The organism is Halomonas sp. AOP25-F1-15, assembly GCF_052378675.1.
GTDB classification, from domain to species: domain Bacteria; phylum Pseudomonadota; class Gammaproteobacteria; order Pseudomonadales; family Halomonadaceae; genus Vreelandella; species Vreelandella casei.
Map to the genome: position 1 here is coordinate 206,096 of NZ_JBQSXV010000007.1, position 13,461 is coordinate 219,556.

The following is a 13,461-nucleotide window of genomic DNA, read 5'->3' on the forward strand; positions in this document are numbered from 1 at the left end:
ACCATGCCCCGCTCGCGCATTTATCGCGGCACCCTTCGCCACCGCCGCTTTATGCCGAAGTCTCATACCTTTAGTTACCAGGTGTGGATGGCGTGGCTGGATCTTGATGAGCTGCCAGAACTGTTCGACAAAGTGCCGGGGTTTAGCGCCCGACGGCCGGCACTAGCCCGCTTTCGCCGCGAAGACTATCTCGGCCCGGTAGACCGCCCGCTTAAAACGGCTGTACGCGAAGAACTCATTCGCCAGCTGGGTAGCGCGCCAAGTGGTCGAATCTGCGTATTGACCCAACTGCGCACGTTAGGCTGCATGTTTAATCCTATTTCAGTCTATTACGCCTTTGATCAGCAGGGGCGACTGGCAGCGGTGTTAAGCGAAGTGACTAACACCCCTTGGCGTGAACGGACTCGGTACGCTAGCGCCGTGGACCCTCTAAGGCACAGCCATCATGCGCATTTTGATAAAGACCTGCACGTATCGCCCTTCAATCCGATGGACATGACCTACCGTTGGAAATTTAACACCCCGGAAGACATGCTCTTTTTACATATGGAAAACTGGCAAAACGAGCAGCGCCATTTTGACGCCACGCTGATGCTCAAGGCCGCCCCGGCTACCCGCCCGGTGCTCATTAAAACACTGCTTCGCCAGCCATGGATGAGCTTAAAAACGGTCGCAGGCATCCATTTTGAAGCGCTGCGCGTATGGTTAAAGGGTGTCCCCATTCATAACCATCCTAAGCGCAAGGAGAGCTCAAAATGACCACGCTGAATTCCACGCCACCGGACGTTCAACCGGTTAGCCAGGATCGCTTTACTCGCTGGTTAAAACCACGGCTCATGGCTCAGTTGAATACTTTTCGCGGCGGTCGCATCACGCTGATTGAAGGCGACCAGTGTCATCATCTGGGCCAAGAAGGATCACTGCAGGTCACCGTGGTCATTCGCCACTCCAGGGCCTGGAAACGGCTGGCTTTCGGGGGCACCGTCGGCGCGGCTGAATCTTATATGGACGGCGATTGGGATGCAGACGACCTCGTCGCCCTGGTACGCCTGTTCGCTGCCAACCTTGAGCAAGTGAATGGCAAAATGGAAAACGGCAGCGCGCGCTTAGCTCGTTGGCTGCTAGGTGCGGCCTATCGCTTTCAGCGCAACAGCCTAAGCGGCTCTAAACGCAACATCGCCGCGCACTACGATATAGGTAACGATCTATTTTCGACTTTTTTAGATCGCCATCACTGGATGTATTCCAGCGCGGTGTTCCCTCATCCAGAAGCTAGCCTGGAAGAGGCCTCCACCTATAAGCTTGATCTGATGCTTGAAAAGCTCGACGTACAGCCAGAGCATCATCTGTTAGAGATCGGCACAGGCTGGGGAGGATTGGCCATTCACGCAGCAAAAACTCGCGGCTGCCGTGTCACGACAACCACTATTTCGGATGAGCAGCATGCTCACACCCAGCGCCGTATTCAGGAAGAGGGCTTGGCCGACAGAATCACTCTGCTAAAGCAGGATTATCGTGAATTAACCGGCCGCTATGACCGGCTCATTTCGGTAGAGATGATAGAGGCGGTAGGTCATCAGTATCTCGACACCTATCTAAATAAGTTGGATAGCCTCCTGACCGATGATGGCCAGGCCATGCTGCAAGCAATCACCATTCGTGATCAGCGCTTTGAAGATGCAAAGCGCGACATGGATTTTATCAAACGCTACATTTTTCCCGGTGGGTTTTTACCTTCGCACCATGCCATGCTAAGCAGCGTTATGCGCAAAACGTCGTTTAACGTGCTGGCATTAGACGAAATCGGCCCACATTATGCGCGCACGCTGCGCGAATGGCGCCATCGTTTTGAAGCCAACCTTGAGCAAGTGCGCAAGCTGGGCTATGACGAGCGTTTTATCCGCATGTGGCGCTATTATCTGTGCTATTGCGAGGGCGGCTTTATTGAACGCTCTATCGGCACCTGCCACCTCCTGCTGGCGAAACCAGCCGCCAAACCAACGCCGTTAACGGGCGCACTGTAAATGGCAGCACGCCGATGGCAAGCACTGCTGTTTAACGCCCTGCGCTTTGAGGCGGGCTGGCTGCTCTGCGTGTTAGGTGGCCCATGGGTTGCAGCGGTTGCAGGAGGCGGATTATTAACATGGCACCTGTGGCGCTTCAGGCGGCCAGGGGAATGGCAATTTATCGCCGTGTTTACGCTGCTCGGGCTGGTCATTGATGGCAGCTTACGCCTACTAGGCGGCTTTGATTTTCATAACCAAGCACTAGTGTTTGGCCTAATACCGCTTTGGCTGTGGATGCTATGGCCACTGTTTGCCACGCTGGCTTATCACTCGCTTGCCTGGCTGTGGCGCTTCCCGTGGCTGGCCGCACTGTGTGGCGCCGTCAGCGCCCCGCTGTCTTATTACGGCGGCGCACTGCTCGCGGGAGTGAGCCTAGCTCCCTGGCTTCTTCCCGTTCATGCGCTTGTATGGGCAACGCTTTGTTACGGCATTAGCCGGTATATTACTATTCGGCAAAGTAGCCTCTAATGATTACCTCGCCTTTAGCAAGCCATAATGCTCTATTTAAAGTACGAAATCGCAAACTCCTCCTATTTAATGGAATTGCCATCTCTTATTACACGCTTTCAGACGCAGCAAGGAAGTGGTAAAAATACAGGGCAGGTAGAGGATGGCGTGCATTCAGCGGTTTCGGGAAGTAGACTAGGCTTTGCCTTGCGGGCCGAGCGTTGACGCTAGACTCACGTGTTATGCTCCGGTGCTATGCCTCGGCTCTAGGTGCCGCATGCGGCCAACAACCATCTTGATACTCGGAACGATTCAGTGACCAAGCAACATTCCTTTAATCGCGAAGAACTGCTGGCCTGCTCGCGTGGCGAGCTCTTTGGCCCTGGAAATGCACAGCTTCCAGCTCCTAACATGCTGATGCTTGATCGCATCAAGCACATTCACGAAGAAGGCGGTGAGCATGGCAAGGGCGAACTGATCGCTGAGCTGGATATCGCCTCTGATTTGTGGTTTTTTGACTGCCACTTCCCTGGCGATCCTGTCATGCCTGGCTGTTTAGGCCTTGATGCCATGTGGCAACTGGTCGGTTTCTATTTGGGCTGGCTAGGCCATCCAGGTCGCGGACGCGCGCTGGGCTGTGGTGAGGTCAAGTTCAGCGGACAGATCCTGCCTGAGGCTAAAAAAGTGACCTATAGTATTAATATTAAGCGTATTATTACCCGCCGCCTCATTTTGGGTATCGCCGACGGAACGGTAACCGTCGACGGACGCGACATCTATCAGGCTAATGATCTGCGCGTTGGCCTATTCACCTCCACTGCGAATTTCTGAACAGGAGGCTCCCATGCGACGAGTGGTAGTCACCGGCCTTGGCATTGTATCTTGCCTTGGCAATGACCAACGACAGGTCCTGGACGCGCTCAAAAATGGGCGTAGCGGTATTCGTTTTAAGGAAGAGTATGCTGAGCGTGGCTTCCGTAGCCATGTAGCGGGCAGCGTCGATATTGACCTTGACGCGCTGATCGACCGTAAGCTGCGCCGATTTATGGGTGACGCCGCGGCCTACGCGTATGTTTCTATGGCACAAGCTATCGAAGATGCGGGTCTCAGTGACGAACAGGTATCCAATGAGCGTACTGGCCTTATTGCCGGCTCTGGTGGCGCTTCAAGCGCCAACCAAGTCGAGGCAGCCGATGTGCTGCGCGAAAAAGGCCTGCGCCGCGTTGGGCCTTATCGAGTCACGCGTACAATGGGTAGCACCGTTTCTGCGTGCTTAGCGACGCCATTCAAAATCAAAGGCGTGAATTTCTCTATCTCTTCTGCCTGTGCGACGTCTGCACACTGTATTGGCAGTGCAATGGAGCAAATTCAGCTAAACAAGCAGGACGTGGTGTTTGCCGGCGGCGGTGAAGAAGAGCACTGGACACTTTCCTGCCTCTTTGATGCCATGGGTGCTCTCTCGACCCACTACAACGACACGCCTGATAAGGCATCGCGCCCCTACGATAAAGCGCGCGATGGCTTTGTCATTGCAGGCGGCGGCGGCATGCTGGTACTGGAAGAGTTGGAGCATGCTAAAGCGCGCGGTGCTAAGATCTATGGCGAGCTGGTGGGTTACGGCGCGACCTCCGACGGCCATGATATGGTCGCCCCTTCCGGCGAAGGTGCCATGCGCTGCATGCATCAAGCGATGGCCACGGTTGACGGCACTATTGATTACATCAATACCCACGGCACGTCGACGCCGGTAGGTGATGTTGCGGAGTTAAAAGCCATACGCATGGTCTTTGGCAACACAACACCTGCGATGAGCTCAACTAAATCGCTCACCGGCCACTCGTTAGGCGCTACTGGCGTGCAGGAAGCGATCTATTCACTGCTGATGATGCAGCACAGCTTTGTAGCGGCTTCGGCGAATATCACAGAGTTGGATGAGCAGGCTGATGGCTTTGATATTGTCACCGAACGCCGAGATGGCGTGACCATCGAGCGTGCGTTATCTAATAGCTTTGGCTTTGGCGGCACCAATGCGTGCTTGGTCTTCCAACGCTATAACGATGGACGCTAGGGCGACGACCGGCTTGATAAGTACCGCAGGGTAATATCGACGGTTGATACAATAATGGCGCCCTATGGGCGCCATTATTGGTTCAAAGCTATGTCGTTAAAAACAATGTTGTTAAAAGCTATGTCGTTATCGAGTGGTAGGTCGTGGCACCTCAGAAATTTCTTGCAGCTGTGCCTCGATCCATACTTCCACTTCGGCGAGCACTTCATCGGGCATACGCCCCGCTGTTTCAATGGGCTTGCCAATGCGCACACGCAGCACGCCAGGACGCTTAACCCAATGACGCCCAGGCCAACGCTCCCCTGCGTTATGGGCAACGGGCAACACCGGCACGCCAGCACGGCATGCCACTACGCTGCCACTTTTGTTGTAACGTTTACGCTGACCGGGGTCAACCCGCGTGCCTTCCGGAAAAATAAGTACCGATAGCCCGGTGCCCAGCCGCTCAACGCCTTGAGTCAACACCTGCTTCATCGCTCGCGCTGGTTTAGAGCGATCCAAGCTAATTGGGCGCAACAGTCGTAGCCCCCAGCCAAAAATAGGCAGACGCAGTAATTCGCGTTTCAGCACGGTGCATACCGGTGGTTTCATCACCTGTAGAAACACGGTTTCCCATTCGCACTGATGATTGGCTTGAATCACACAGGGGCCGCTAGGCAGATTTTCTCGCCCTTGAATATCGTAGCTCACCCCGCACGCGATTCGAAACCACACCATTAAGAAGTAGTTATACAAATTCAGTAATCGATAGCGGCCCGACAGCGGCAAAAAGGGAGCGATCGGTAAAAAGAGTACGCCAATCATCAGCATAGCTAGAAAATAGCCAGCATAAAAGATCAGGCTGCGAACTACATTTATCAAGCCGATGCTCCTGTATCGTCAGCACGGTCATTCTCACGGGTCAAACACCATGCATCGAGCATACGCCCCGCCTCTAAACGCCAAGGTTTTTGATGAACACCGAAGACATCGAGCACTCGCCGACAGTTTAAAACGCGCCGTAGCTTAGCATCGTGATGGTGCTTCAGCGGTTGCACCTCACCCAGCACAATCTGCTCGCCACGCCCTTCAAGGTGCGTTAACAGCTGAGTGCGTATCATCGAGGTGAACGTAAAAGCGCTGACGGGCTCGGTGCCGGCAAGATGATACGCCCCCCAAGCATTCGCACCACCGATCTGTTGCTGAAGCATGCCGATTAGCGCCATCGCGACAGCATCTGCAGATGTCGGGCAAAAAATCACGTCTTCCGCCGCGCGTACCGCTTCTTGAGCGACCAAACTATCGATGATGTCATTGAGCCACGCATGGCTGCCCTCTAAAGCAAACAGCGGGCCTAGGCGCACAATCAAATGACGCTGCAGCTCGGCGCGGATACGATCCCCGGCCTGCACCAGCCGACGCAGGCTTTCGTCTCGCGGGGCAGGCACGACATGTTCGTCGATAGGAACGTCCAAACCATCTTCATAGAGCTGATCAGAGACACACCATATCAGCGCTACGTCTTGCGATATGCAGGCATCCAAACAGGCATCAACCGCATCAGCATGAGCCGTGACCTCCGCTGGCGCCATCTCCAGCGGACGTGCCAGCGGCGGAATAATCACAGCGTCAGGCGCGATTGTCTCAAGACGTGACGCCGTGATAGACGTACCTTGCTCAATGACCAGCTCTGTGTCGGTGCGACGACTTACTTCCCGGGCCAATGCCAGGCTCAGGCAATGTCCGGCATCCAGTATCAGCAGCTTCAAGACAGCATCTCCTCGTCACGCCTCATTCTAAGGTGCGCGGCTAATAGCGCTCTCAGAACGGAATCTCGTCGTCGAAGTCATCGAAGTTGCCCGGATCTGGAGCGCCATAGCTGTTGTTTTGCTGGTGAGGCTGAGGTGCTTGATTGCCCTGATGCGACGGTGCTGGCTGCGCGGGGCGAGGCGTCGACTGAGGGCTATTCTGCTGAGAATAACCGCCCCCCTGATTATGCTGGGCCGGGCTGCTCGGTGCGGCATGGTTTTGAGCCGGGCTATGCTGAGCAGGACTATTTTGAGCCGGCGCATTCTGGGCAGGGCCGTTCTGAGCAGCGTTATTTTGAGGATAGCTATTTTGCGGCGCGCCGCCGCCCTGGAAATCACCCGTACGGCCGTCCAGCATCTGCATATCGTTAGCAACGATTTCAGTTGAGTAGCGATCCTGGCCGTTCTGATCCTGCCATTTACGCGTTTGCAGGCGCCCTTCGATGTAGACTTTAGAGCCTTTTTTCAGGTACTGCTGGGCGATTTCGGCCGTCTTATTGAACATAACGACACGGTGCCATTCGGTGCGCTCTTGGCGCTGACCGCTCTGGCGATCCATCCATGTATCGCTGGTCGCCACGTTCAAATTTGCCACGGCTGTACCGCTTGGCGTGAAGCGCATCTCAGGGTCTTGCCCGAGGTTACCAATCAAAATGACCTTGTTAATACCGCGAGCCATAAGGTGCTCCTTTTATCTTTTAATAAGTGTCACGTAGGGTTAATTGCCAGCCAAGGCCAATGTCGCGGCCCTGCTTGGTTATGATTGGGGTGGCGACATTAGCCTAGTCAATGTCGCTCGATCCAGCTGCTGGCGATTCACTTTCAAATAGACCAAGCGTTCTTCCGGCACCAGCATAACGTCTTCAACACCGACCACGTCGGCTAAATGCTCCATGAGTAGGTCCAGCGTATCCGCATGCGTGTCATCTAACGCAACTATTTCACTGGATAGCGGCGGTGGCGACGGCATCCACCACATTGCCACCCACCAGCAAAGGGCCAGCCCTGCACAGCCAATAAAGACTGCATTGAGCCCTCCGAAATGGGCCAAAAGCCCCCCCAGAGTACCGCCTAAAAAAGCACCTAAAAACTGGCTGGTAGAGTAAACCCCCATCGCCGTGCCTTTCGCTCCGGCTGGCGCCAACTTACTGAGCATGGAAGGTAATGTGGCTTCCAGCAAATTGAAGCCGGTAAAGAACACAAACAGCCATACAAATAGCCAATCTCCCGCGAAAAATGGCAACCCGAGCCCGGCCAAGCTAATGGCAATAGCGCCGATTGCCAGCAAACACATCAGCCGCATTTGCTGCTTTTTTTCCGCCACAACAATGAGCGGCACCATAGCGACAAACGAGAGTGCCATAATGCCTAGATAAGCCAGCCCATGATACTCAATCGGAACACCGGCACCCAATAGACGGAAAGGAACCGCCACAAAGATCGCCATCAGTACCAAATGCAGTGCAAAAATCGACACGTCAAGCCGCCATAAATCGGGGCGCATAATCACGCTTTTGAACTGCTGACGATCCATGCTGACATCACGATGGCGGCGACGGCGTGGCGCGGCAGGCACCCAACGCCACAGCACTAGCAACCCCACCAGCGTCAGTAGCGCAGTAAACCAGAAAACGCCGGCTAATCCTGCCCAGGCCGCCAGCCAAGGGCCTAACACCATGGCAATCGCAAACGATACGCCAATCGATAACCCAATGATCGCCATAGCGGCCGTACGAACCTCTTCACGGGTTTGATCGGCAAGAAGCGCCATAATAGCCGCTGCAACGGCGCCCCCGCCCTGGAGGGCCCGCCCGGCGATGATGCCCACCATGGTGTCGGAAAGGGCCGCCACCATGCTGCCAAGCGCAAAAATCACCAGCCCCAGTGCAATCACCCGTTTGCGACCGATACGGTCTGAAAGTAAGCCAAACGGAATTTGCAGCGTCGCCTGAGTTAGACCATAAATACCCAGCGCCACGCCCACTAGCAGAGGTGTCGATCCTTCCAGCGTGTCGGCGTATAGCGCCAACACCGGCAGCACCATGAACAAACCCAGCATACGAGACGCATAAAGCCCGGCCAAACCGCTAATTGCACGGCGTTCAGAGCCCAGCAATAACGCGGAAACCTTGCGCATAATGCCCCTGTGTACAATGAAAAATAGCTACGTGATGGATAAACATGCGGTGAATAAGCATAACGTTTTGAGATAATCCTCCATTCTAGCGGTTTGCGCTCACGCTGGAAACGTCGCACGTTGCCGCAGGTTAATAATGCGGTTTTGCCGGGAGGGGCACGACAAACGTATAATCACGTTTTTACCGCGCGATTCGAGGTGTTGATGGACAGCATTCTGGTCAGGGGTGCCCGCACCCACAACCTCAAGCAGATCGATGTGGAACTGCCCCGTAACAAGCTCATTGTGATTACCGGCCTCTCTGGGTCGGGCAAATCGTCGTTGGCGTTCGATACGTTATATGCCGAGGGCCAACGCCGCTACGTGGAATCGCTTTCCACCTATGCGCGTCAGTTCCTGTCGATCATGGAAAAGCCCGATGTGGATCACATTGAAGGGCTTTCGCCTGCGATCTCTATTGAACAGAAGTCCACTTCCCACAACCCACGCTCAACCGTGGGCACGATTACCGAAATTTATGACTATCTGCGCCTGCTGTTTGCCCGCGCGGGAACGCCGCGCTGCCCAGAACACGGTGAAGACTTAGAAGCGCAAACTATCTCGCAGATGGTCGATCAGGTCATGAATCTCGCCGAAGGCACCAAGCTGATGCTGCTGGCGCCGGTCGTTAAAGGTCGCAAAGGTGAGCACCTTCAATTATTAGCTGAGCTGCGGGCCCAGGGGTTTGTTCGCGCACTCGTCGACGGCCAGGTGCTTGAACTCGATGACATTGCACCGCTCGATAAGCGCAAAAAGCATGATATCAGCGTGGTGGTTGATCGCTTTAAAGTGCGCGATGACCTTGCTCAACGGCTGGCGGAATCTTTCGAAACAGCGCTAAATCTAGCCGATGGGACCGCCATGATTCACTTCATGGACGGTGAGCGCGGTGATCTTGCCTTCTCCTCGCGCTTTGCCTGTCCGGTGTGCGGCTACTCGCTGGCAGAGCTTGAGCCGCGCATGTTCTCGTTCAACAATCCAGCCGGCGCCTGCCCCACCTGTGATGGCCTGGGCGTGCAGCAGTATTTCGATCCTGACAAGCTGATCAGCCATCCTGAGCTTTCCTTGGCGGAGGGCGTTATCAAAGGCTGGGATCGACGCAATATTTACTACTTCACTCAGCTCCAGGCGTTGGCTCAGCACTATCGCTTTGAGCTTGAAACCCCGTGGAAGGAGCTCGCTCGCCACGAGCAGGAAATTATCTTAAACGGCAGCGGTGATGAGCAGGTGCCGTTTGTCTACGTGGGTGATCGTGGTCGCAAAGTCACCCGCGAGCATGCTTTCGAGGGCGTTCTGCCCAATATGCAGCGCCGCTATCGGGAAACCGAGTCCAACATGGTGCGCGATGATCTGTCTAAGTATATCGCGGTGCAGCCCTGCGCTACCTGTAGTGGCTCGCGACTACGCCAAGAGTCGCGCCATGTGTACGTGGATGATCACAACATTGCCGAGATTGTGCGTTTCCCGATTGGCGAAGCATGGCGCTACTTTGCCGACCTCAGCTTACCGGGGCGCAAGGGTGAGATTGCCGATAAAATCGTTCATGAGATCCACGCTCGGCTAGAGTTTTTGGTCAATGTAGGGCTGGACTATCTCAACTTGGAGCGCAGCGCTGACACGCTTTCCGGCGGTGAAGCGCAGCGTATTCGCTTAGCCAGCCAGATTGGCGCTGGCCTCGTCGGCGTTATGTATATTCTTGATGAGCCTTCAATCGGCTTGCACCAGCGCGACAATGACCGGCTGTTGAAAACCCTTGAGCGACTGCGCGATTTGGGCAATACCGTGATTGTTGTCGAGCACGACGAAGACGCTATCCGTGCCGCTGACCACGTGCTGGACATTGGCCCAGGGGCTGGCGTCCACGGCGGCGAGATTGTCGCCCAGGGCACGCCGCAAGATGTGATGGACAACCCTAACTCGCTGACCGGTCAATATCTTTCTGGCACGCGTGAAATCGCCGTACCGCCTTGGCGCATTCCCGGCAACCCGGAGAAACAGCTGATTGTGCGTGGCGCCACTGGCAACAACTTGCAAGACGTTACGTTGACGCTGCCATTAGGGCTGTTTATCGCGATTACCGGCGTCTCTGGGTCAGGCAAATCGACGTTGATCAACGGCACCTTAATGCCGATTGCGGCAAGAGAACTGAACCGTGCAACGACGCTAACCCCGGCGCCTTATCAAAAAATTGAGGGGCTCGATCAGCTGGATAAGGTTATCGATATTGACCAAAGCCCGATTGGGCGAACGCCGCGCTCCAACCCAGCGACCTATACCGGCATTTTCACACCGATTCGCGAGCTGTTCGCGGGCACCCAGGAAGCGCGCTCGCGAGGCTATAAGCCAGGGCGCTTCAGCTTTAATGTCAAGGGCGGGCGCTGTGAGGCGTGCCAGGGCGAAGGCATGATCAAGGTGGAAATGCACTTCTTGCCGGATATTTACGTGCCCTGCGACGTGTGTAAAGGCAAGCGTTATAACCGTGAAACGCTTGATATCCACTACAAAGGCAAAACGATTCACGAAGTGCTGGCCATGACAGTGGAAGATGCTTTGGCGTTCTTTAGCCCGGTGCCCGCCATTGCTCGTCGCCTACAGACGTTGCTAGATGTAGGGCTCTCCTACATTCGCCTGGGGCAAAGCGCGACGACCCTATCGGGTGGTGAAGCACAGCGGGTTAAACTCGCTCGTGAATTAGCCAAACGTGATACGGGTAAAACCCTCTATATATTGGATGAGCCCACCACCGGCCTGCATTTTGAAGATATTCGCCAACTGCTCACGGTGCTCCACCGCCTGCGCGACCATGGCAACACCATCGTGGTCATTGAGCATAATTTGGACGTGATCAAAACTGCTGACTGGATTGTTGATCTAGGTCCCGAGGGTGGCTCAGGTGGCGGTCAGATTATTGCAGAAGGCACGCCTGAACAGATCGCCAAGCTTGAGGCCTCGCATACTGGCCACTTCTTAGCACCATTGCTGGCACGCGGTAATCGCGCGACTAAACGCTGACCGCCAGAGAAGGCGGCTAAATTTAGTTGCACAGGGTAACAAGGGAGCCCCTCCTGGCGACAAGAGGGGTATAGTGGCCATGCATTTTTGGTAGCCATATTTTTGTAGTATTGAGCAAAAACAGGAGAGAGAAATACTTGCTCTCTCTTAAAGGGACACGTTATGGGCCATGAAAAAAGCTGTATTATCAGTCACTTTAGCCACTATTGCTCGCTAACCGATGAGGAGAAACAGCTGCTCATCAACCTCGAGGAAAGCCCTACTGAGATTAAGTCAGGCACGCTACTTTGGGAGGTGGGCGATACCGCCAATGAGTTCTGCACGTTGAAAAGCGGCTGGGCCTATTCTTATCGTCACCTTGAAAACGGCGATCGACAAATTCTTGAAGTATTTTTGCCTGGCGATATTATTGGGCTAAGCGAGTTTGCATTCTCGCAACGGCTTGAGAGTGTGCGCATGATTGAAGATGGCGTTATTTGCCATTTCCCGCATAAGCGCATGCTGGAAATATTTCGTCAGTCGCTGCCACTCACATCCGTTATGTTTGCCATTAGTAGCCGCCAGCAGGCACTGCTAACCGAACGGTTGATCACCCTCGCTAGACGCAGCGCTCGTCAGAAAATGGCCCATTTTCTTTACGAGATGTTTCTGCGGCTGCGCCAAACTAACCCGGATATTAGCAACCAGTTTCGCCTACCGCTTTCACAAGAGCAGTTGGCCGATGTGCTTGGCCTCAGCCCGGTACACGTTAGCCGCACCTTCACCGCGCTCAGTGATGATGGGCTGGTCTTTCGCGATCGCCATCATTTAACGATTCCGGACTTACAAGCACTCAGCGACGAAGGTGAGTTTGACAACTGCTATCTCAACGACAACGTCCGGCCCCTATTAGGGGACGCTGTATAATGTCTGCGATTCACCCTCTGCGCTCTTGCTCGATAACGCTTGCTACTATGACGGCCATCACATGGATGGCCGCTACGCCCTTGGCAAACGCGGTGACGTTTCATACCGATGACATGCAAAGCCATGAAGATTGGCAGTCAATGACACTCTCGCTGGATGGTGAACAGCACTATCGTGCGGTTGAAGCCTCTAGCTACTCGGACGCGATGCTGAGCCTAAACGCGACGGCTGGCATATGCGATCTACCGTGGCTAGAAATGCGCGTCACGCTTGATCAGCAGCAGGATGAGAGCCGCACGGTGAACTTAGTACCCTCTCGGCTACGCATCGATGAGCAGCCGGTGATAGATACCATGGCCGAGTTTATTACCGAACGCGGCGACGATGGATTTTACGCACATTTTTACTTAAGCGACTTAACGACGTTAATGGCCGATATGCGTCAGGGTGAGCAGCTGTTTCTTGGCTTTGATCAAGAAGACCGAGAGCCTTGGTACATGACCTTTAGCTTGAAAGGAGCCGACACGGCCATTAATCATATGCTTGGCCAGTGTGAAGGTGCGGGTGATTCTAAATAATCGCGGCAGAGCGTTGTACTCAATTAACGCCCCTGACTGATCACGCCATTCTCTCGACAAGCTCTGCACATGACGTTTCAATGGAAGCCTTGATCTAGCGGACATTCAAAGGCCTCTCATGTTTAGCTTGCTGCCTCATCACTATACGGCGCTGCTACCGTGCCAGCAAAGCAGCACACAATATGCTGTTCAAAACCGCCGCCATAGAACTTAAGCGGCTTAACAAACAGACGGTCGTACTTTGCCTGCATCCAGGCACCACCGATACCGCCCTCTCTAAACCCTTTCAGGCAAGAGTGCCTAGCGAAAAGCTTTTTAGTCCCGCATTTGTAGCCGAACAGCTGCTCGCGGTGATTTCACAGAGGACTCCCGATGACAGCGGAAGTTTTTGGGATTGGAATGGTAAGCCTATTGAATGGTA

12 protein-coding genes and 1 pseudogene are annotated in these 13,461 nt (G+C 54.5%); 9 read left to right on the top strand and 4 right to left on the bottom strand.

From position 1 onward, the window contains the following. Positions 1 to 3: 3 nt before the first annotated feature. The 5 genes from ACT3TF_RS14480 to fabB all read left to right on the top strand — a co-directional run bounded on the left by ACT3TF_RS14480 (position 4) and on the right by fabB (position 4,581). Positions 4 to 759, top strand: a complete 756-nt coding sequence (locus ACT3TF_RS14480) for a DUF1365 domain-containing protein (protein WP_225734364.1) — start codon at positions 4 to 6, stop codon at positions 757 to 759. Next, positions 756 to 2,024 carry a class I SAM-dependent methyltransferase gene (locus ACT3TF_RS14485; protein ID WP_444672404.1) on the top strand — a complete coding sequence of 423 codons (1,269 nt, stop codon included), beginning with the start codon at positions 756 to 758 and terminating at the stop codon, positions 2,022 to 2,024. Before ACT3TF_RS14480 ends, ACT3TF_RS14485 begins: the two co-directional genes overlap by 4 nt. Beyond that, a complete protein-coding gene (locus ACT3TF_RS14490; protein WP_444672405.1) occupies positions 2,025 to 2,534 on the top strand; it encodes a DUF2878 domain-containing protein in 510 nt (169 codons plus the stop codon). 294 nt (positions 2,535 to 2,828) lie between these two features. Continuing rightward, entirely contained in the window at positions 2,829 to 3,344 is a 516-nt protein-coding gene (gene fabA, locus ACT3TF_RS14495) for a 3-hydroxyacyl-[acyl-carrier-protein] dehydratase FabA (protein WP_096276597.1), read from the top strand. Between the two features lie 13 nt (positions 3,345 to 3,357). Further along, a complete protein-coding gene (fabB, locus tag ACT3TF_RS14500) occupies positions 3,358 to 4,581 on the top strand; it encodes a beta-ketoacyl-ACP synthase I (protein ID WP_441685826.1) in 1,224 nt (407 codons plus the stop codon). Positions 4,582 to 4,707: 126 nt separating this feature from the next. Here the strand turns inward: fabB and ACT3TF_RS14505 are convergent, their stop codons facing one another. The 4 genes from ACT3TF_RS14505 to ACT3TF_RS14520 form a co-directional block, all read right to left on the bottom strand. After that, a complete protein-coding gene (locus ACT3TF_RS14505) occupies positions 4,708 to 5,442 on the bottom strand; it encodes a lysophospholipid acyltransferase family protein (RefSeq protein ID WP_441685825.1) in 735 nt (244 codons plus the stop codon). Next, positions 5,439 to 6,329 carry a sugar nucleotide-binding protein gene (locus ACT3TF_RS14510; protein WP_444672407.1) on the bottom strand — a complete coding sequence of 297 codons (891 nt, stop codon included), beginning with the start codon at positions 6,327 to 6,329 and terminating at the stop codon, positions 5,439 to 5,441. Before ACT3TF_RS14510 ends, ACT3TF_RS14505 begins: the two co-directional genes overlap by 4 nt. A gap of 52 nt (positions 6,330 to 6,381) precedes the next feature. Then, a complete protein-coding gene (ssb, locus tag ACT3TF_RS14515) occupies positions 6,382 to 7,047 on the bottom strand; it encodes a single-stranded DNA-binding protein (RefSeq protein WP_444672408.1) in 666 nt (221 codons plus the stop codon). A 78-nt stretch (positions 7,048 to 7,125) separates the two neighbouring features. After that, positions 7,126 to 8,505, bottom strand: coding sequence for an MFS transporter (locus tag ACT3TF_RS14520; RefSeq protein ID WP_444672409.1), 1,380 nt, complete (start codon positions 8,503 to 8,505; stop codon positions 7,126 to 7,128). Positions 8,506 to 8,709: 204 nt separating this feature from the next. Here ACT3TF_RS14520 and uvrA point away from each other — a divergent pair, with 204 nt between their 5' ends. The 4 genes and pseudogenes from uvrA to ACT3TF_RS14540 form a co-directional block, all read left to right on the top strand. Continuing rightward, a complete protein-coding gene (gene uvrA / locus ACT3TF_RS14525) occupies positions 8,710 to 11,556 on the top strand; it encodes an excinuclease ABC subunit UvrA (RefSeq protein ID WP_444672410.1) in 2,847 nt (948 codons plus the stop codon). 162 nt (positions 11,557 to 11,718) lie between these two features. Further along, on the top strand, positions 11,719 to 12,462 hold the full coding sequence (locus ACT3TF_RS14530) for a Crp/Fnr family transcriptional regulator (RefSeq protein ID WP_096276611.1): 744 nt from the start codon (positions 11,719 to 11,721) through the stop codon (positions 12,460 to 12,462). Between the two features lie 47 nt (positions 12,463 to 12,509). Continuing rightward, entirely contained in the window at positions 12,510 to 13,040 is a 531-nt protein-coding gene (locus ACT3TF_RS14535; RefSeq protein WP_096282225.1) for a hypothetical protein, read from the top strand. Positions 13,041 to 13,195: 155 nt separating this feature from the next. Beyond that, positions 13,196 to 13,461: pseudogene (locus ACT3TF_RS14540) on the top strand (SDR family NAD(P)-dependent oxidoreductase); the annotation flags it as partial.

Excerpts from the sequence above, each read along its gene's own strand:
- ACT3TF_RS14535 (WP_096282225.1), top strand. The coding sequence starts at position 12,510 with ATGACGGCCATCACATGGATGGCCGCTACGCCCTTGGCAAACGCGGTG.
- ACT3TF_RS14530 (WP_096276611.1), top strand. The coding sequence starts at position 11,719 with ATGGGCCATGAAAAAAGCTGTATTATCAGTCACTTTAGCCACTATTGC.
- ACT3TF_RS14490 (WP_444672405.1), top strand. The coding sequence starts at position 2,025 with ATGGCAGCACGCCGATGGCAAGCACTGCTGTTTAACGCCCTGCGCTTT.
- ACT3TF_RS14520 (WP_444672409.1), bottom strand. The coding sequence starts at position 8,505 with ATGCGCAAGGTTTCCGCGTTATTGCTGGGCTCTGAACGCCGTGCAATT.
- uvrA (WP_444672410.1), top strand. The coding sequence starts at position 8,710 with ATGGACAGCATTCTGGTCAGGGGTGCCCGCACCCACAACCTCAAGCAG.
- ACT3TF_RS14485 (WP_444672404.1), top strand. The coding sequence starts at position 756 with ATGACCACGCTGAATTCCACGCCACCGGACGTTCAACCGGTTAGCCAG.
- ssb (WP_444672408.1), bottom strand. The coding sequence starts at position 7,047 with ATGGCTCGCGGTATTAACAAGGTCATTTTGATTGGTAACCTCGGGCAA.
- fabB (WP_441685826.1), top strand. The coding sequence starts at position 3,358 with ATGCGACGAGTGGTAGTCACCGGCCTTGGCATTGTATCTTGCCTTGGC.
- ACT3TF_RS14480 (WP_225734364.1), top strand. The coding sequence starts at position 4 with ATGCCCCGCTCGCGCATTTATCGCGGCACCCTTCGCCACCGCCGCTTT.